This window comes from Chryseobacterium sp. RLHN22, assembly GCF_051011795.1.
In the GTDB taxonomy this organism is placed as follows: Bacteria; Bacteroidota; Bacteroidia; order Flavobacteriales; family Weeksellaceae; genus Chryseobacterium; species Chryseobacterium zhengzhouense.
Window position 1 is genome coordinate 1 of the sequence record NZ_JBPCHW010000037.1, and the last position, 18,452, is coordinate 18,452.

17 protein-coding genes are annotated in these 18,452 nt (G+C 33.0%); 12 read left to right on the forward strand and 5 right to left on the reverse strand.

The genetic code is table 11. The features are described from left to right. Window positions 1-510 precede the first annotated feature (510 nt). Window positions 511-2,217, reverse strand: a complete 1,707-nt coding sequence (locus ACR1PN_RS19705) for a helix-turn-helix domain-containing protein (RefSeq protein ID WP_433981426.1) — start codon at window positions 2,215-2,217, stop codon at window positions 511-513. Window positions 2,218-2,446: 229 nt separating this feature from the next. On the opposite strand from ACR1PN_RS19705, the gene ACR1PN_RS19710 reads away from it, so the two are divergent. Beyond that, complete coding sequence (locus ACR1PN_RS19710; RefSeq protein ID WP_433981427.1) at window positions 2,447-2,785, forward strand: hypothetical protein; 339 nt, start codon at window positions 2,447-2,449, stop codon at window positions 2,783-2,785. A gap of 42 nt (window positions 2,786-2,827) precedes the next feature. Here ACR1PN_RS19710 and ACR1PN_RS19715 read toward each other — a convergent pair whose 3' ends face one another. The 3 genes from ACR1PN_RS19715 to pdhA all read right to left on the reverse strand — a co-directional run bounded on the left by ACR1PN_RS19715 (window position 2,828) and on the right by pdhA (window position 6,519). Continuing rightward, entirely contained in the window at window positions 2,828-3,673 is an 846-nt protein-coding gene (locus ACR1PN_RS19715; RefSeq protein ID WP_433981428.1) for a GLPGLI family protein, read from the reverse strand. Between the two features lie 145 nt (window positions 3,674-3,818). Then, window positions 3,819-5,435: a 2-oxo acid dehydrogenase subunit E2 gene (locus ACR1PN_RS19720; protein ID WP_433981429.1), complete on the reverse strand. Its 1,617-nt coding sequence runs from the start codon at window positions 5,433-5,435 to the stop codon at window positions 3,819-3,821. 82 nt (window positions 5,436-5,517) lie between these two features. After that, window positions 5,518-6,519, reverse strand: a complete 1,002-nt coding sequence (pdhA, locus tag ACR1PN_RS19725; protein ID WP_378177805.1) for a pyruvate dehydrogenase (acetyl-transferring) E1 component subunit alpha — start codon at window positions 6,517-6,519, stop codon at window positions 5,518-5,520. 126 nt (window positions 6,520-6,645) lie between these two features. On the opposite strand from pdhA, the gene ACR1PN_RS19730 reads away from it, so the two are divergent. Both ACR1PN_RS19730 and ACR1PN_RS19735 read left to right on the forward strand, forming a co-directional pair. After that, on the forward strand, window positions 6,646-7,293 hold the full coding sequence (locus ACR1PN_RS19730) for a phosphatase PAP2 family protein (protein ID WP_433981430.1): 648 nt from the start codon (window positions 6,646-6,648) through the stop codon (window positions 7,291-7,293). A gap of 42 nt (window positions 7,294-7,335) precedes the next feature. Then, complete coding sequence (locus tag ACR1PN_RS19735; RefSeq protein WP_433981431.1) at window positions 7,336-7,809, forward strand: BlaI/MecI/CopY family transcriptional regulator; 474 nt, start codon at window positions 7,336-7,338, stop codon at window positions 7,807-7,809. A 112-nt stretch (window positions 7,810-7,921) separates the two neighbouring features. Here the strand turns inward: ACR1PN_RS19735 and ACR1PN_RS19740 are convergent, their stop codons facing one another. Then, on the reverse strand, window positions 7,922-8,287 hold the full coding sequence (locus ACR1PN_RS19740) for an RNA recognition motif domain-containing protein (protein WP_378177814.1): 366 nt from the start codon (window positions 8,285-8,287) through the stop codon (window positions 7,922-7,924). 258 nt (window positions 8,288-8,545) lie between these two features. On the opposite strand from ACR1PN_RS19740, the gene ACR1PN_RS19745 reads away from it, so the two are divergent. The 9 genes from ACR1PN_RS19745 (at window position 8,546) to ACR1PN_RS19785 (ending at window position 18,286) form a co-directional block, all read left to right on the forward strand. Then, entirely contained in the window at window positions 8,546-8,947 is a 402-nt protein-coding gene (locus tag ACR1PN_RS19745; RefSeq protein ID WP_378177817.1) for an acyl-CoA thioesterase, read from the forward strand. Next, complete coding sequence (locus ACR1PN_RS19750) at window positions 8,944-9,504, forward strand: helix-turn-helix domain-containing protein (protein ID WP_433981432.1); 561 nt, start codon at window positions 8,944-8,946, stop codon at window positions 9,502-9,504. Before ACR1PN_RS19745 ends, ACR1PN_RS19750 begins: the two co-directional genes overlap by 4 nt. A gap of 262 nt (window positions 9,505-9,766) precedes the next feature. After that, entirely contained in the window at window positions 9,767-12,502 is a 2,736-nt protein-coding gene (locus ACR1PN_RS19755; RefSeq protein WP_433981433.1) for a heavy metal translocating P-type ATPase, read from the forward strand. 92 nt (window positions 12,503-12,594) lie between these two features. Beyond that, entirely contained in the window at window positions 12,595-13,326 is a 732-nt protein-coding gene (locus ACR1PN_RS19760; protein WP_433981434.1) for a DUF72 domain-containing protein, read from the forward strand. 114 nt (window positions 13,327-13,440) lie between these two features. Beyond that, on the forward strand, window positions 13,441-14,304 hold the full coding sequence (locus tag ACR1PN_RS19765) for a polysaccharide deacetylase family protein (protein WP_433981435.1): 864 nt from the start codon (window positions 13,441-13,443) through the stop codon (window positions 14,302-14,304). A 141-nt stretch (window positions 14,305-14,445) separates the two neighbouring features. After that, complete coding sequence (locus ACR1PN_RS19770) at window positions 14,446-15,105, forward strand: YggS family pyridoxal phosphate-dependent enzyme (RefSeq protein WP_433981436.1); 660 nt, start codon at window positions 14,446-14,448, stop codon at window positions 15,103-15,105. Between the two features lie 55 nt (window positions 15,106-15,160). Beyond that, window positions 15,161-16,345, forward strand: coding sequence for a sigma-54-dependent transcriptional regulator (locus ACR1PN_RS19775; RefSeq protein WP_378177835.1), 1,185 nt, complete (start codon window positions 15,161-15,163; stop codon window positions 16,343-16,345). A 70-nt stretch (window positions 16,346-16,415) separates the two neighbouring features. Continuing rightward, complete coding sequence (locus tag ACR1PN_RS19780) at window positions 16,416-17,780, forward strand: MATE family efflux transporter (RefSeq protein ID WP_378177838.1); 1,365 nt, start codon at window positions 16,416-16,418, stop codon at window positions 17,778-17,780. Between the two features lie 62 nt (window positions 17,781-17,842). Continuing rightward, on the forward strand, window positions 17,843-18,286 hold the full coding sequence (locus tag ACR1PN_RS19785) for a hypothetical protein (protein WP_433981437.1): 444 nt from the start codon (window positions 17,843-17,845) through the stop codon (window positions 18,284-18,286). The last annotated feature ends 166 nt before the right edge of the window (window positions 18,287-18,452 follow it).

Consider the following 18,452-nt stretch of genomic DNA (forward strand, 5'->3'; position numbering starts at 1 on the left):
TCATCATCAGAAATCATAGCAGAAATTTTAGTTAAATATTTGAATTTCAATACCTTAAATATACTAATTTTTCTGCTTTTTTGTATCATAAATTTATTTATTATTATCCCGAACTCACGTTAATTAAGATTTAAATAAGTTGATACAATAAGAAACTGTAAGTCAAAGATTTAAATCTAAAACAAGTTGTTTTTTGTAAATTATTACGTAAATATTTATAAATGGTAACTACAATAACTTGTTGATAATAATTTATGATTCTATATTTGTTACAGATAAAACAAGACACCATATCATTTATATATAACTTTTCATCATTCAGTTTTCATGTAGAAGAACATTTCAGGGTTCTGACAATCTAGGGAAGGACCCTGTTCTCTACAATTTATAAATAATGGAACTGAAATAAGAAATTAAGATACACATCAAACATTCACATTCTATTAATAAGAAAACCGAACTTTTAATTAAAAGTTCGGTTTTTTATTTGAATAGATTTTATCATTAAGTCTAATTATTTTGATCTTCGAGCTCTTTAATTCTCTTTTTAATAAAATCAGCAGGCCTGATTCCGTTCTGCTCCAGAAATATATTTGAAAAACTTTGTCTGTTACTAAAACCCGCAGCTGAAGCAATATGCTCTATAGAATACTTTCTCCATTCTTTATCCTGATAAATCTTTTGGGTTGCATAACTGATCCTTAAAGCATTAATATAAGTATTAAAGTTGCTGCCTTTATATTCATTGATCACCTGAGAAAGGTAAGAAGTATTGGTTTTAAACTGTTCTGCAAGTTTTTTAAGGGTAAGTCCCTGTTCCAAATATCCCTGATTGTTCTCAAATGTCTGAATATCATTTAAAAGCTTTTCAACGATACTGTTATCAAACTTGATATTCTTGTCTGAAGAATCGGTTACCTCCGTTTTTATCGGGATAGAAACAATTTCCTGCTGATTGTTTTTTTCTTCAAGTTTAATAAGCAAATCATCATAATTTTTCTGAATATTTTTCTGTTTTCTTATTCTGTAGAACATGATCACTCCTAAAGCAGCAATAATAGCAAGACAAATAAACAAAAGCAGTTTACTATAAGAATTTGTTTTCTCAAGATTTTCTTTTGTTTCCATTAACATCTTAGTATCATACTCTTTATAGATTCTGGTAGAAAGATGTTTGAAATCTGAAGCAATCACACTATCAACTTTTAAAAGTTGGTTTGTATAATATAACTCTTCTTTATGATTACCGTTTTTTCTGTAATATTCAATCAACTCTTCATAATTACTCCTTAATTCAGGAAGAATAAATTTATTTTTATTAAATATAGAATCTACTTTCTTGTAATTAATTACTTCAAGATCCTGGTTCCCAAGAATTTCATAACTTTTGCCTTTATAGAAATAAATATAAGAAGCCCAGCTGAAGTCATTTACTTTAAGAAGTTCGGGAAGTGCCTGATCAAAATATTTAATAGCTTGAGTGTAATTTTTACTTTTGAACTCAGAAACTCCTAAACTTTTTTCGAAGTAACTTTTTTCTAAATAAAAATCTTTTGTTTTAGGAAGTTTTCTTTCAGCCTCATCCAACATTTTTTTTGCTTCTTCATTTTTTCCGAGAGCCTGATAGCAAATGATTGCCTGATGTAAAGAGTTTAAATATCCTTTTGTATTATTAAAAACTGTATTATCATGAATGTCACCATTAATTTTTGTTTCAAAAAAAGCAATACATTCCTCAAAAATTTTCAGTGCTTCATCATAATACCCTAAATAACTTTTTACAACACCTATATGATAAATATTCTGGTATTTTAGAAATTCGTTTTTAGAATCTTTCAGATATTCATAAGCTTTTAAATATTCTTCTAAAGCAAATTGAAATTTACGCTGATTAAAATAATAAATGGCTCCCTTACTTAAATACCCGTCACCTATTAAATCATTTTTCCCTGAGTTCTTAGCCGCTAATATAGCACTGTCTGCATATGCTATTTTTTTATTTTCAGAATACAGAATTCCATCCTTATAAGCCTGAAACAGTTCAGAATAATTTTTTTCAGATTTTGCTCTTTTTATATATTGATTAATATATATAAAAGCTTTAGGATCATTTTCTTCATATACCCAATACTTTTCCCTAAGATTTGAATAAAAATCCTGTGAATATAATATAGCAGCCAGTAAACAGCTTAAAATGGTAAAAATTTTTTTTATCATCAGATATTTCCCGATAAATTTTTATTCAAAAATACATAAAAAGTATTTATTATAGCTATTTTACAACGAGTAGTTTATTAAATATAATTAAACACAAAGAAAGAGTAAAAGAAATCACAGTGTAAAAATTTATAAATCAAACCATAATATATTTGTATTGTATGTATGTTTTAAGTAATTTCGAGGATCTAAATTAAAAATAAGTTAAAATCATTAATCCTAGAATAAAATGAAATTAAAATTAACAACATTCAGCTTAATATTAATTGGGCTAGCGAGTATTGCCTGTAGGCAGGGGGAGACTCTGATTGAAGATGAACAGCTTTCTTTGCATCAAGATGAAAATCAGATGAATGCAAAAGACTCTGCTTCTGGATTCGAAAATAACGACCCACCAAAAAACGGAACTCACTGGAAAACAGCATCTGATGAAGATACAATAAAAGTTATAACCCCTAAAAACTTTGTTGGAGGATTATTAGATCCAAATTCTTCAATTGGTGCAGTAATTGGTGATGATGAACCAAAAGATCCACCAAAAAATGGTACTCACTGGAGAGCAAGATAACTAAAAATAAGCCTGTTGAAATACTATCAACAGGCTTATTTTTTATTTAAGTAAATCTAACTCAAGAAGATTATTGTTTTTAGCATTATTTGCTTTCGCATTTCTTTCCTGATCTCGTAGCATTTCTTCTATATCTAATTGTTTTCCGTTTTCATCTACCATCATTATTTTTGTATTTCCAGACATCATTTGCCGCATTCCTTTGGTTGGGTTCTCTCTGTTATCAATAAATTGTTTTTTGTATTTTTCCTGATCAACAGAGATAATATTGCCAAATACTTTTTTCTCAGAATCACTAGTCCACTCCTGATCTGGTCTGAGCTTTTTAACCTCTTTTAAAACAAAAGAATGAGATTTTGTCTTATCTTCAATTTTAATAATTAGTCCAGGCAAGCCATAAAACTTATATGGCCCATCCTGAATTGGGATATCAGAAACAAACCAAGCCGTCCAAGTTCTTCCTGCAAAATTACAAACAGCTTTCTGCGAGTTTAGGTCTCCTATTCTTTCTTTTTCAGATAAAATTTTCCAATCTATTTTCCGATCATCAGAGACTCTATATTTATTCATATCGAGATTAATAAAAAAAGAGTTGGCAAAGCCGGGATAAGATTTTTCTACTACAAAAGGAACATTTCCATAGTCTATTCCGGTAAAATCTCTTGTTTGTTTCTGTATTCTCTCCTGATGTATAGAATCTGCAATACTTTTTTTCTGACTGTAAAACTTCGAACCTTTTTTTGCTACGTCAAGAAACATTATTTCTGAAGTTATTTCATTTGTTTTAGTAGAATCCATTACAAATTTGTATTCGTAAATAAAACGCTGGTTCTGTGCGAAAGCTATGATACTTAAAAAGGAAAAAATTCCAACAATAATTCTCTTCATATAGATTTTTTACTAAAATATATCTTTTAGACGAGTCTGACAATATTAATAACTATTTCTATGAAAGAAAATATTTAAAACGTAATTTTTAAAATATAAAAAACCTCTCGAAGTGAGAGGTTTTAATCATTTATATTTCAAAAAGTTACAGTAACAGAGTTAAAGGACTTTCTAAATATGTTTTTAAAGTTTGTAAGAATTGGGCTCCGGTTGCGCCGTCAACAACTCTGTGATCACAAGCTAATGAAAGCTTCATGATATTTCCAACCACAATTTGCCCGTTCTTTACGATTGGTTTCTCGATAATTGCTCCTACTGAAAGTATTGCAGAGTTTGGTTGGTTGATAATACTTGTAAACGTTTCAATTCCGAACATTCCTAAGTTTGAGATTGAGAATGTAGAACCCTCCATTTCGTTTGCTTTAAGACCTTTAGATTTTGCTCTTCCGGCCATATCTTTTACAGCAGCAGAAATTTGAGTATAATTCATCTGGTCTGTATTTTTAAGAACAGGAACTACCAATCCGTCAGGAATTGCAACTGCTACACCAATGTTGATATTTCCTCTATGAATAATCTTATCACCCGCCCAGCTTGAATTTACCTGCGGATGTTTTCTTAAAGCAATTGCAGTCGCTTTGATGATCATGTCATTGAAAGAAATTTTGGTATCCGGTAAAGAATTGATTTCTTTTCTAGCCTCAATTGCTTTATCCATGTTGATTTCAACCATCAGATAATAGTGAGGTGCAGAGAATTTACTTTCAGAAAGACGTTTTGCAATAATATTTCTTACCTGAGAGTTTGGAGTCTCTGTATCTTCACCTTGAACAAAGCTAAGCGCAACCTGTGCAGCAGCAGGACTTGCAGCCGGAGCTGAAGAAGCTGGTTTTGCTGAAGGCTGATAATTTTCAATATCTTTTTTAACGATTCTTCCGTTTTCTCCCGAACCTTGTACAGAATGAATATCAACACCTTTATCCTGAGCCATTTTTTTAGCTAATGGAGAAATTGCCACTCTGTCTGAAGAAGAAGCATTTGCAGCCGGAACGGCTTTCTCTTCAGTTTTAACTTCAGATTTCTGTTCAGTTGGTTTGTCTGAAGGTTTAGCAGCAGCTTTTGGAGCACCAATCGCCGAAACATCAGTTCCTTCAGGTCCGATAATTGCCAAAACAGTATCGACAGGAGCAGCTCCTCCTTCTTCAACACCTTGCTTCAATAAAACTCCATTAAATTCAGATTCAAAATCCTGAACAGCCTTGTCGGTTTCTATTTCAGCAAGAAGGTCACCTTCTTTTACTGTATCGCCGATATTTTTATGCCATTTAGCAACCTTACCTTCCGTCATTGTATCAGAAAGACGAGGCATTGTAATTACCTCTACTCCAGCCGGAACTTCTGCAGAAGTTTGCTCAACACTGGTGGATTCATTTTCAGTCTTTACTTCTTCTTCAGATTTTTTTTCTTCAGAACCGCTTGCTGCAGTAGCAGCTGCTCCACCTGTTAATCCTGAAATATCTTCTCCTTCATTTCCTATAATTGCCAATACTGAATCTACTGCTGCTGCATTTCCTTCTTCTACACCTACATATAAAAGGGTGCCTTCCACTTCAGATTCAAAATCCTGTACTGCTTTATCAGTTTCGATTTCGGCTAAAATATCTCCTTCTTTTACTTTATCTCCTACTTTTTTATGCCATTTAGCCACTTTACCTTCCGTCATTGTATCGGAAAGACGTGGCATTGTAATCACTTCTGCCATAATATATATTGATTTGAGATTCGAGATTCGAGATTTGAGATTAGGGAAACTCAAATTCAAATATCAAATTAATTATTAATTTTTAGTTTTCTAATTTATCTAAGAATGGATAATCTTCCTGAGCGTAAACATACTCATAAACTTTTTCAGCATCAGGATATGGAGAATTTTCCATAAACTCAATACATTCTTCTACGAAATCTCTTGATCTGTTATCTGCAGCCTCCAATTCTTCCTCAGTTGCCCAGTTATTTTCAAGGATTCTTGCTTTAATCAATTCAATTGGGTCATCGTTTTTGTGAAGAGCAACTTCCTCTTTAGATCTGTAAGGTTCAGCGTCAGACATTGAGTGGCCTCTGTAACGGTATGTTCTTGCTTCGATAAAAGTAGGACCATCACCTCTTCTTGCTCTTTCAATAGCTTCGTAAGCGGCTTCAGCTACTTTTTCAGGATCCATAGCATCTACAGCAAGACAAGGCATTTCATAACCTAATCCTAATTTGTAGATATCTTCGTGATTAGCTGTTCTTTTTACAGAAGTTCCCATCGCATACTGGTTGTTTTCAACAACAAATACGACAGGGAGTTTCCAGTTCATTGCCATGTTGAAAGTTTCGTGAAGAGATCCCTGTCTTGCAGCACCGTCTCCGAAGAAACAGATATTTACCGCTTTTCTGTCGAAATATTTATCTGCGAAAGCAATACCTGCTCCCAAAGGAATTTGTCCCCCAACAATACCATGACCTCCGTAGAAACGGTGTTCTTTACTGAAAATGTGCATAGATCCACCCATACCTCCGGATGTACCTGTCGCTTTACCACAAAGTTCAGCCATAATTCTTTTAGGATCTACTCCCATCGCCATTGGATGGATGTGACATCTGTATGCAGTGATCATACTGTCTTTTGTTAAATCCATTGCATGCGTAAAACCTGCGGGAATAGCTTCCTGACCGTTGTACAAATGTAAAAAACCTCTGATTTTTTGTTTTAGATAAAGAGAACGGCATTTGTCTTCAAACCTTCTCCACATTGTCATATCTTCATACCACTTCAGGTATACCTCTTTAGAAAATTCTTTCATGTGCGAGCTTCTTGCTTATTTATTATGAAATAGTTGAGCAAAAATATAAAAAAAACTTCGTTTTTATTATATGAGCAGCAATAGTTTTTTTACTTATAATGTTATATTTACATTTCAAACTAATTTATGGAAGAAAAAAAGACCTCGTTACAGCATATTATTTCAAGAATTATCTCAGATTTTTTCAATCCCTTGGTTTCTCTAGTTATTTATTTTGTTTATTTCAGTATTCAGAATTATACTTTAAAAGAGTCTTTCACTCATTTTCTACCTATTTTATTGATGACTATTCTTCCTATTATCATTTGGATAGCCTGGAATGTAAAGACTGGCCGATATACCAATATGGATGTTTCGAATAGAGTTCAGCGTAAAACATTGTATATTTTTATCGCAGTATGTATTATTTCATATTTAGTATTTAATTATATAAAACATGGATTCATAGATTTTGTGATGTTATTTATTCTGGTTCTTTTATTTGCCTTACAATTCAGTAATTTATATATCAAAAGCTCGATGCATACCGCTTTCAATGTTTTTGTGGCTGCTTTATTTTTCGCTTTCGACATAAAAATCGGTTTTGTATGGCTTGCCATTGCAATTTTGGTAGGTATTACGAGGGTTATTTTAAAAAGACACACCGTAAAAGAAGTATTTATGGGTGGAGGAATAGCTGTTTTGGTTTCTTTTATTTATCTTTATTGCAACAATAAATATCAGCGCAATGATATCCCCACAGAAGTGATTCCGGTGGAAACGACCATTAAGTAATTGTTCAGATAAGCGCTACTTTATTTTAATTTAAGTACATCTATGAAAATAAATCATCTTACCGCTGCCGAAGAAAATTTAATGAAGCTGTTCTGGAAGCTCGAAAGCTTTTATTTAAAAGATGTTATGGAGCAACATCCGGAACCGAAACCGCATCAAAATACCGTATCAACCTATTTAAAAATATTGGTTGAAAAAGGATATTTGTCAACAGAAAAAGAAGGCCGGATTTTTAAATATTCCATACTTGTACCTTTTGAAGACTATAAAAAGTTTTTACTGAAAGAACTTTCTCACAATTTTTTTAATGGTTCAGGAAAGGAAATTCTGGAGTTTTTATTTAATGAAAATTTAATCTCACAAAAAGACCTTCAGTCTTATTTTGATCTGAAAATTGAAATGAAACCTGTAAAAATTAAAGAACCCAAATTAGAATATGCGGAAGAAATTCTGAATCCTAAGAAAAATAAAAAGGGAAAAGATAAGAAAAAGAAGAAGAAAAAGAGCGAAAATTAGTTGATGGTTGTTGGGCTTTAGTTGTTGGAAAAGTAATTAACTTAAAACTTTAACCATCAAATTTCAAAAAATAAAAGACATAAAAAAAGCGGCTTAAAAGCCGCTTCATTTTTTACCAACGATTTCCACCGCCGTTATTTCCTCCACGGTTGTTGTTTCCGTAACCACCACCGTTTCCACCACGGTTGTTACCATAACCTCCACCTCTATTGTTGTCAAAACTTCTTCTTGGCTTTTCTTCTCTTGGCTTAGCTTCAGATACGTTAAGAACTTTTCCGTTGAATTCTTTTTGGTTAAGAGCTTCAACAGCCTGTTGTCCTTCAGCGTCACCCATTTCAATGAAACCGAAACCTCTTGAACGGCCAGTTTCTCTGTCTAAAACGATTTTAGCTGATGCTACATCGCCAAATTCTGCAAATAAATCGTGCAACTCATATTCTTTAGTTGCGTAATTGATGTTTGAAACAAAAATGTTCATTTTAAAAAAAATTAAATAATTAATATAAGTTTGGTATATAAAAGAAAAGCAACATAATAAATGAACATGATATTGATTCCAAATATAAACAGGTGCAAGATACAATTAAAAAATACAAATCAAAACTTTTTAATGATTTAATTGAAACCATTTAAAAATTATTAACATAAATGTTAAACTATCATTAATCTTTTAATTACCTAATGTTTGAAAACATTATTTTAAAACCTAAATTTGTATTAGAAAATAGTACAAAACATGAATTATCATACAAGAAAATGGGTAAAACCGGAAGACTTAAATCCTAACCAATCACTTTTCGGAGGGCGGCTTTTACAATGGATTGACGAAGAAGCAGCTTTATATGCTGTCATTCAGCTTGAAAATAAAAAAATAGTTACCAAATTTATATCAGAAATAAACTTTGTAAGCTCAGCAAAGCAAGGCGACATTATTGAAATCGGTATTGAGGTTACAAAATTCGGTTCCACTTCTCTTACACTTGCTTGTCAGGTTCGAAATAAAATGACGCACCAAACCATTATTACTGTCGACAGAATCGTCATGGTAAATCTTGACGAAAACGGAAATCCTGCTCCACACGGAAAAACCCAGGTGGAATTTGTAAAAGACAGGCTAAAACCTAAAGACGAACTATGAAAATTTTCATAAAAAATATGGTCTGCGGAAGATGTATTTCTGCGGTTTCAGGTATTTTTGATCAATTTAATATTAAACTAAATTCTATTAATCTTGGTGAGGTAGAAACTGATTCAGACCTTTCAACAAAAGACATTCAGGCTATCGAAAACCGTCTTCTGGAAACCGGATTTGAAAGAATAAAAGATACCATTCATCAACTTGTTGATAAAATCAAAAACCTTATAATCATTAAAATCGGTAAACTTGATATTGACGAAAATTTTCTACTTTCAAAATTTCTAAGTTCTGAATTACATAAAGAGTACAGCGCGCTTTCTAAAGCTTTTTCACAAAATGAGAATATTACGGTCGAACAGTTTTTTATCCTTCAAAAAATTGAAAAAGTAAAAGAATTGTTGCTGTATAATGAATTTAATCTTACCGAAATTGCCGGAAAATTGGGCTATAAAAGTGTTCAGCACTTATCATCTCAGTTCAGAACGATTACAGGTTTCACTCCTACCGAATTTAAAAAACTGAAAGTTCACAACAGAAAACCGCTTGATCAGGTCTGATTGAGTTTGAGAATTGTAAGGTTTGAGAGTTTTTTTGAGTTTTAGGTCTCGTAGATTTGACAGATTATGCAGATTTTTTAAAATTTAATAGCTATAAAAAAATACGCAAACATCTGCATAATCTACTAAATCTGCGTGAGAAAGTCAGCAAACTCTCCTACTTCTCCAACACAACACTCTCCAAAATAATATAAACATATTCCCTAAATTTATAACAGCTTCCGAAACGCTTTTCAGAAATTTGTAGAATAAATTTAGAATCATGAACCAGCAATATAAAGTTTTAGGGATGACCTGTTCGGGTTGTCAGAAAAAAATTTCAGAAAAACTAAACAGTTTAGATGGAATTTCTGCAAATGTTAATCTTGAAAACAGCATCGTTGAAATTCATTCAGATAAAGAAATCAATTTATCAGAACTCAATCAATCACTTTCTGAGATTGGAAATTATAAACTTGAAGATTCAAAAACTCCGGATAATTCTTTTATAAGACCACAAGACCGCATTTCTCCTTCTTCCGTTTATTACTGTCCAATGGAATGCGAAGGCGATAAAGTTTATTTTCAGCAAGGAAAAAGGTGCCCGGTTTGCAATATGTATTTGGTTCCGATTGAGGAAAAATTAGCAAAAGACCTGGATTACAAACCAACCTATTCTTCTACAAACTTACCAGAAAATTTCAAAGACAACATTGGTAAATATTATTGTCCGATGTTTTGCGAAGATGATAAAGTGTATGATGAAAAAACCAATTGTCCGGTTTGTCACATGCATTTGGAAGAAATTACGGAGGACTTAGTTAAAAATTCGATCCCGCGTTCCCATGATCATCACAACCATCAACATAAAGCGCCAAAAGTAACAGACGATATGGCGGGAAGATACTATTGTCCGATGTTTTGTGAAGGAGACAAAACATACGATAGTAATGTCGGCTGTCCTGTTTGCGGAATGGATTTGGTAAAATATCCCGAAAAAGGTGAGGAAGAAACCGATGATACATACATTATTTTAAAAAGAAAATTTATTATTTCTTTAGCATTTACCATTCCTGTTTTTATTTTATCAATGGGGGGAATGGTGATTGATTTCCCTTTTTCGCATCAGATTCAGGGGATTTTCGAATTGATTCTTACACTTCCTGTTCTGTTTTATTCCGGATGGTTTTTAATGAAAAGAGGCTGGGTTTCTTTTAAAACATGGAATTTAAATATGTTCAGCTTGATTGCTTTGGGAGTTGCTGCAGCATTTATTTTCAGTGTTATTGCTTTAGCCTTTCCTGATTTGCTTCCACATGAAATTCGTGGTCACAATCATGAAATCCCATTGTATTTTGAAGCCGTTTGTGTGATTATGACTTTGGTTATCCTGGGGCAGTTAATGGAAGCTTTAGCCCACAAAAAAACAGGAAATGCCATTAAAGAACTCATGAATCTGTCTCCTGATGAAGCCAATTTAATAGTCAATAATGAAGAAAAAAGAGTTCCGCTTTCTGAAGTAAAAATCGGAGATCTGTTAAAAGTAAAACCTGGCGAAAAAATTCCTGTCGACGGAAAAATTATTGAAGGAAATTCTGTGGTCGACGAGAGCATGATTACCGGGGAGCCTATTCCAGTTGAAAAAAATATTGACGATCAGGTGACTTCAGGAACCATCAACGGAAATCAGGTTTTTATCATGAAAGCTGAAAAAGTTGGCGATGAAACTTTGCTTTCCAAGATTATTAAAATGGTTAACGATGCAAGCAGAAGCCGCGCTCCGATTCAGAAACTGACCGACAAAGTGGCAAAAGTTTTTGTTCCGGCTGTCATTTTTATTGCAGTAATTACGTTTATTTTATGGCAGATTTTTGGTCCTGAAGGTCAGAAAACCTTATTTGCTTTCGTGAATGCAGTTGCAGTTTTAATTGTTGCCTGTCCGTGTGCTTTAGGTTTGGCAACACCAATGTCTTTGATGGTGGGAATCGGTAAAGGCGCTAAAAACGGGATTCTTATCAAAAATGCAGAAGCTCTTGAATTAATGAACAAGGTAAACGTTTTAATTACCGATAAAACAGGAACTTTAACAGAAGGAAAACCTTCGTTGGAGCATATAGAAATCACAAACAGTTCTGATCAAAATTTAATTTTAAAATTAGCGTATTCATTAAATCAAAATTCTGAACATCCGTTGTCAAATGCAGTGATTAAAAAAGCTAAAGACAAAAATATTTCTGCTGAAAAAGTTGAAAAGTTTGAAAATATTTCCGGGAAAGGTGTAAAAGGGATCATCAATGGAAAAACAGTTTATTTAGGAAATGAAAATCTTTTGGTTTCAAATAATATTCAGATTTCTGAAGATTTAAAATTAAAAGCAAAGGAAACTCAATCTAAAGCTCATACGATTTCATACATCGCTCAGGAAAATGAAGTTTTAGGATTTATAAGTTTTACCGACAAAATTAAGGAAAGTTCAAAAAAAGCTGTTCAACATTTATTAAACGATGGAATTGATGTCGTGATGATGACCGGAGACAATGTAAATACTGCGAAAGCAGTTGCCGATGAACTGGGAATCAAACATTTTAAAGCCAATTGTCTTCCTGAAGATAAACTGAACGAAGTAAAAAAACTTCAGCAACAGGGAAAAATTGTAGCCATGACCGGCGACGGAATCAACGACTCTCCTGCTCTTGCACAGGCAAACATTGGTATTGCGATGGGAACCGGAACCGATGTGGCTATCGAAACTGCAGAAATCACTTTGTTGAAAGGTGATATTTTAGGAATAGCAAAAGCAAAAATTTTAAGCGAGAAATTATTGAGAAACATTAAAGAAAATTTATTCTTTGCTTTCATTTATAATGTCTTGGGAATTCCGATTGCGGCAGGATTGTTGTATCCTTTTTTTGGAATTCTTTTGTCACCGATGATTGCGGCGGCGGCAATGAGTTTCAGTTCTTTATCAGTTATTTTAAATTCATTGAGATTGAATTCTGTTGACCTAAGCATGAAATAAATTCTCGCAGATTTTGCTGATTAAGCAGATCTAATAAACATTAAATTAAAAATCTGCATCATTTGTAAAATCTGTGAGAAACAAATAAACATATGGAAAAAGAAAATATTTACATCGGTTGTTCGGGTTTCTACAATAATGACTGGAAGGGTTCATTGTATCCTGAAGACGTGAAAAGTAAAGATTTCTTAACGCTATATTCCAGAGAATTTAATGCTGTTGAAATTAATTCTACTTTTTACAGAAAACCTACCGCAAAAACTTTACAGAAATGGTTTGATGAAACTCCCGAAGATTTTAAATTCTTCATTAAAATTCCAAAAACGATTACCCATGAAAAACGTTTGGCCGATTGTAAAGAAGAGATAAAAGAATTTTGTGAACATATTCAGGCTCATTTAAAAGATAAACTTTCGGGGTTTCTCTATCAGTTTCCACCCTCATTTAAAAATTCGGAGGAGAATTTACATTTAATTATTAATAACCTGAGTTTTGCTTACCTGAATGTGATCGAATTTCGACATGATTCTTGGTGGAATGATGAAATTTACAAAGTTTTAAATTCAAAAAATATTATTTTCTCGGGTGTAAGTTTTCCCGATAATCTTCCTGATAATTTTATTGTTAATCATCCAGAGTTTTTTTACTATCGCCTTCACGGAAAACCAATTCTTTATAAATCTGAATATTCTGAAAATGAATTGAAAAATTTAGCTAAAAACATTTTAAAATCAGAAAGAAGAGGTTTTATTTTCTTCAACAATACCTGGGGAACAGCCGCAGTAAAAAATGCAGTTGAGTTAAGAAAAATTCTTGAAAAATAATCACGATTAAAATTTCATTAAAAAGTGAAAAGAATTTAATTTTGTGGTATAAAAATTGTTAACTTTACTTTGTAAAATTTAACAATTTTTAACAACTTAATTTCCATTATCTTTATGAAAAAAACTTTTGCGGAAAAGTCTTTAAAACAGACTTTTCTCGGGATGTTTGCAGTGATGAGTGCAGCATCAGCATTACTTACAGCTTGTAACCAGAAAAATGAAGTGAAAGAATCTGAGAAAGTTCATTCTCAAAAAACTCCCGTCGCAAAAGTCCCCAAAATCGATGATGAAGATATACCTTCCGATAAACGAGTAATTTATCTTACGTTCGATGATGGTCCCAATCGTGGAACCGAAAATCTATTGAAAATATTACATAAAAGAAACGTCTGTGCAACAGCTTTTCTTGTCGGAAAACATGCTTCAGACAGCAAAAGACAAAAAGAAGATCTCGAAAAAATGAAAACTGACGTGCTGCTTGAACTGGCAAATCATAGTTACACTCATGCTCATAATAAATATTCAGATTTTTATAAAAACCCCGAAGCCGTGGTTAAAGATTTTAACCGTGCAAAAGATAGCCTTAAACTTGCCGGAATGATTGCAAGAACTCCGGGAAGAAACATCTGGAGACTCAATAATATTGATGTAACAGACCTCAAAAGCTCTACCGAAGCTGCAAATAGTCTGAGAAAAGCAGGTTACAAATTGATCGGTTGGGATCTTGAGTGGAAACCCACCAATAAAATGAGCTTGAAAGACAACCATGAAGCTATGCTGAAAAAAGTAGACAGCATCTTTTTTAATGATCTTGAAAAAACATCAAGACATCTGGTTTTTCTTACGCACGATCAATATCTTACTAATGCTGATTCGATTAATGAGCTTGATTTATTCATTGAAAAACTGCAGAAATCAAATCGTTTTGTTTTCAGGAAGGTTTCGGCGTATCCGAAAATCAATGAGATTCTTAATTAATTTTGATTTCCCACAGATTACGCAGATTTATACGGATGATTGAAAATATTTTAAACAGAAACATCTGTGAAAATCTGTTTGATCTGTGGGATTTTCATGTTAATCATTCCTTTTTATTTTAAAATTCGGAAATTTGCAGCTATGAGTATTCAGGAAAATTATAATAATATAAAAGGTCAACTTTCAGAAAATATTGAATTGGTTGCCGTTTCAAAAACACACCCCGTTTCTGCCATTCAGGAAGTTTATGATTTAGGACAAAAAGTTTTTGGTGAAAATAAAGTACAGGAATTGGTAGAAAAATATCCTTTACTTCCGAAAGATATTCAGTGGCATTTGATTGGGCATCTTCAAACCAATAAAGTAAAATACATTGCGGAATTTATTGATACCATTCAAAGTGTGGACTCTGAGAAACTTCTAAACGAAATCAATAAAGAAGCAGCAAAACACAACCGCAAAATCAAAGTTCTGCTTCAGGTAAAAATAGCGGAAGAAGAAAGCAAATTCGGTTTAGAAATTTCTGAAGCTGAGGATTTATTTCAAAAATTCATTAATGGAGAATTTCAAAATATCGAAATTACAGGTTTGATGGGAATGGCAACGTTTACTGATGATGAAAATCAAATCCGAAAAGAGTTTTCTATTTTAAAAAATCTGTTTGATGAATTGAATCAGACTCAAAAACTGGAAACTTTGTCGATGGGAATGAGTGACGACTTCCCTATCGCTATTGAATGCGGTGCAAATTCGGTTCGTGTAGGTTCAGCAATTTTCGGGAGAAGAGATTATTCAAAGTGAAATTTAGGAATGATATTTGCTAATAATCAAGCAAAAATTAACTAAATTTGCGACTATGCAAAAAATCCTTATTGTAGAAGACGAAAAAGCAATATCCGGTGTACTTCACAGTATTCTTTCGGATGAATTAACAGATTATGAATTTGTCATTGCCGATGACGGTTTAGAGGGCTATAAACAAGTTGAAAAAGAAGATTTCGCATTGGTGATCTCAGACATCAAGATGCCAAAACTTTCAGGTACAGAACTGTTAAAACAAAGTTTAGCCTTAAAACCTGAAACAACTTTCATTATGATTTCCGGCCATGCCGATATAGACTCTGCAGTTTCGTGTTTAAAGGACGGTGCATACGATTTTATTTCCAAGCCAATTGATATCAACAGACTGATTACCAGCGTAAAAAATGCTTTAGCAAAGGAAAGCTTAAAGAAAGAAAATAAAAATCTTCAGACTGAAAATAAAACCCTGAAAAAGAAAGTCAGCAAAAAATATCAGATGATTGGTGAATCTGCTGCCTTGAAAAAAATTCAGGATATGATTGAAAAAGTTGCCGCTTCAGATGCAAGAGTTTTAATCACAGGTCCAAACGGAGCCGGAAAAGAATTGGTTGCTCATGCCATTCACAATTTAAGTGAAAGATCAAGAGGGCCAATGGTTGAAGTAAACTGTGCTGCAATTCCTTCCGAGTTGATTGAATCTGAGCTTTTCGGACATGTAAAAGGCTCGTTTACAGGAGCTATCAAAGACAAGCAGGGAAAATTTGAGCAGGCAAACGGAGGTACAATTTTTCTGGATGAAATCGGAGATATGAGCCTTATTGCTCAGGCGAAAGTATTAAGAGCATTGCAGGAAAGCAAAGTTTCCCCGGTTGGAAGTGATAAAGAGATCAAAGTAGATGTAAGAGTTTTGGCTGCAACCAACAAAAATATGCAGACCGAGATTGAAGCAGGACGATTCAGAGAAGATTTATACCACAGATTGTCTGTAATCGAGATCTACGTACCACCATTGGATGAGAGAAAAGAAGATATCGGTCTTTTGGTGAGTCATTTTTCAGGAATGATTGCTGACGAACATGGTACTGCCGTGAAAAAATTTGATGATAAAGCCATTGAAGCTTTAAAAGCACTTTCATGGACCGGGAATATCAGAGAACTTAGAAATGTGGTTGAAAGATTAATTATTCTTGGAGGAAGCTCGGTTTCTGAAGAGGATGTTGCAAGTTTTGTAAGGAAATAATTTAATTATTAATTAAAATAAATTATAAAAATTTGCAGTAATTATGCTGCAAATTTTTTTTTGAACTGTTATGAACTTTTTAAATAAAAATTACACGAAAGAAGCCCTTACCTTGGCTCTTCCGGTAATGCTTACGCAAGTAGGACAGGTTTCTGTAAACCTTTTTGATAATATTATTGTAGGAAAATTGTTGGGTGCAGATGCACTGGCTTCAGTTTCTTTAGGAAATGCGGTATTTTTCTCGATGTTTGTTTTGGCATTGGGGTTTTCTTTTGCGATTCCGCCATTGGTTTCAGAGGCGCATTCACAGCATGATCATAAGACGATTAATTCGGTTTTCAGTCATGGATTTGTAATTAATATGTCTGTCGGAATTATTTTGATGGGAATTCTGCTTGTTGGAATGCCACTACTCTATCATTCGGGACAACCAGCGAAAATTATTCCCGATACGGTTGATTTCCTTACCATAATGGCTATCAGTATTGTTCCGTTTATGGCATTTCAGACTTTGAGAGAAGTTTCTGAAGGTTTATCATATACAATTGGTGTGACAAAAGCCACGATTATTGCCAATGTCATTAATATTGTTTTAAACTATGTTTTCATTAAAGGAATATGGATTTTCCCTGAAATGGGTGTAAAAGGCTCTGCTCTAGCAAGTTTGATTGCCAGAATTTTTATGGTTGTTTTCCTTTATTTTGTTTTATTAAAAGAGAAAAAAACGAGACAGTACATCAAAGAATTTTCACTTAAAATGCAGGTTTTCTCTAAGAAAATGTTTGAAAAAATGGTAAGATTAGGTTTTCCTACGGCTTTACAGATGTTTTTTGAGGTTACAGCCTTTGCGGGAGCTGCATTTATATGTGGGCTGATTTCGGCTCACGATATTGCTTCGCATCAGATTGCACTGAGCATGGCTTCGTTTACCTTTAATTTATGCATCGGATTCAGTGTAGCTTCAACGGTAATGATCGGAAGAAAGCTTGGCGAACAGAATTTTGTGGAATTAAGAAAAATAGGAATCAATAATCTGAAAATTGCTTTTCTTTTTATGTGTTTCTGTGGCTTAGTATTTATTATTGGAAGAAATATTTTACCGACTTTCTTTACAAAACCTGAAGAAATTGAAGTGATTACTTTAGCTTCAAAATTGATGATTATTGCGGCTTTATTCCAGCTTTCTGACGGAATTCAGGTAACGGCTCTGGGAATGCTGAGAGGTTTACAGGACGTGAAAATACCGTCTATTATTACGTTTATTGCCTATTGGCTGATAACAATTCCTTTAGGATATTTCCTTTGTGTAACACTTGAAATGGGTGCTTTCGGAATGTGGATTGCTCTTGGCTTGGGATTAACCATTTCCGCATGTATGCTGGTGAAACGTTTCCTGAATATGTCTGCAAGACGGATTAAAGGAAATAAAATATAAATTTGAAAGCGGTCTTTGGATCGCTTTTTATTTTAAAATGATAACTTTAGAAAAATATTTAAATGACAAAAAAGTTTTTCGTATTCATATTTTTAGTTTGTTTTTCTAAGTTTTTTACACAAAGAAATGATAGGTTTGTTTTTCACTCTTCACCTTCTTTTCATGATGGCTTTACATTAGAATTACTTGAAGGTGATATTTTAAGATTTACTACAAAAAATAATTATTACATTCTAAATTCTTTAAATCCTAAAAAAACAGATTTTCCTGAATCATACTATAATGATGATAATTTATCTAATAATAGCCAATTGCTCTCTAATTCAAGTTTTGAGGCTATATTAGATCCTGAAGTCAAAAATAGTCTAATAGAAAAATTTAAAAAACTAGCTGATCTGGCGAAGAATACAGATGAGAAAAAATTCGGTTACGACGGTATTACATTTTCTGTTGATTTGTATGACGGAAAACCGGTGAAATCTGGAGCCCGGACAAGACTTCAGTAGAAGGACACATAATAATGGAACTTTTTGATTATCTTAAATTATTAAGCCTGTTTAAACTTTTTTAGAAAAAGAGTTTCCAGAAAATTAGCAATTTAGAGTTGCAAAAAAAAAGAACTAAAATCTGGAACTCATAAGCAAAGATAAACTGGAAAAATGGATTTTACCT

Bases quoted from the DNA above. Each gene is read 5' to 3' on its own strand.
- ACR1PN_RS19705 (WP_433981426.1), bottom strand. From the start codon at position 2,217: ATGATAAAAAAAATTTTTACCATTTTAAGCTGTTTACTGGCTGCTATA.
- ACR1PN_RS19710 (WP_433981427.1), top strand. From the start codon at position 2,447: ATGAAATTAAAATTAACAACATTCAGCTTAATATTAATTGGGCTAGCG.
- ACR1PN_RS19715 (WP_433981428.1), bottom strand. From the start codon at position 3,673: ATGAAGAGAATTATTGTTGGAATTTTTTCCTTTTTAAGTATCATAGCT.
- ACR1PN_RS19720 (WP_433981429.1), bottom strand. From the start codon at position 5,435: ATGGCAGAAGTGATTACAATGCCACGTCTTTCCGATACAATGACGGAA.
- pdhA (WP_378177805.1), bottom strand. From the start codon at position 6,519: ATGAAAGAATTTTCTAAAGAGGTATACCTGAAGTGGTATGAAGATATG.
- ACR1PN_RS19730 (WP_433981430.1), top strand. From the start codon at position 6,646: ATGGAAGAAAAAAAGACCTCGTTACAGCATATTATTTCAAGAATTATC.
- ACR1PN_RS19735 (WP_433981431.1), top strand. From the start codon at position 7,336: ATGAAAATAAATCATCTTACCGCTGCCGAAGAAAATTTAATGAAGCTG.
- ACR1PN_RS19740 (WP_378177814.1), bottom strand. From the start codon at position 8,287: ATGAACATTTTTGTTTCAAACATCAATTACGCAACTAAAGAATATGAG.
- ACR1PN_RS19745 (WP_378177817.1), top strand. From the start codon at position 8,546: ATGAATTATCATACAAGAAAATGGGTAAAACCGGAAGACTTAAATCCT.
- ACR1PN_RS19750 (WP_433981432.1), top strand. From the start codon at position 8,944: ATGAAAATTTTCATAAAAAATATGGTCTGCGGAAGATGTATTTCTGCG.
- ACR1PN_RS19755 (WP_433981433.1), top strand. From the start codon at position 9,767: ATGAACCAGCAATATAAAGTTTTAGGGATGACCTGTTCGGGTTGTCAG.
- ACR1PN_RS19760 (WP_433981434.1), top strand. From the start codon at position 12,595: ATGGAAAAAGAAAATATTTACATCGGTTGTTCGGGTTTCTACAATAAT.
- ACR1PN_RS19765 (WP_433981435.1), top strand. From the start codon at position 13,441: ATGAAAAAAACTTTTGCGGAAAAGTCTTTAAAACAGACTTTTCTCGGG.
- ACR1PN_RS19770 (WP_433981436.1), top strand. From the start codon at position 14,446: ATGAGTATTCAGGAAAATTATAATAATATAAAAGGTCAACTTTCAGAA.
- ACR1PN_RS19775 (WP_378177835.1), top strand. From the start codon at position 15,161: ATGCAAAAAATCCTTATTGTAGAAGACGAAAAAGCAATATCCGGTGTA.
- ACR1PN_RS19780 (WP_378177838.1), top strand. From the start codon at position 16,416: ATGAACTTTTTAAATAAAAATTACACGAAAGAAGCCCTTACCTTGGCT.
- ACR1PN_RS19785 (WP_433981437.1), top strand. From the start codon at position 17,843: ATGACAAAAAAGTTTTTCGTATTCATATTTTTAGTTTGTTTTTCTAAG.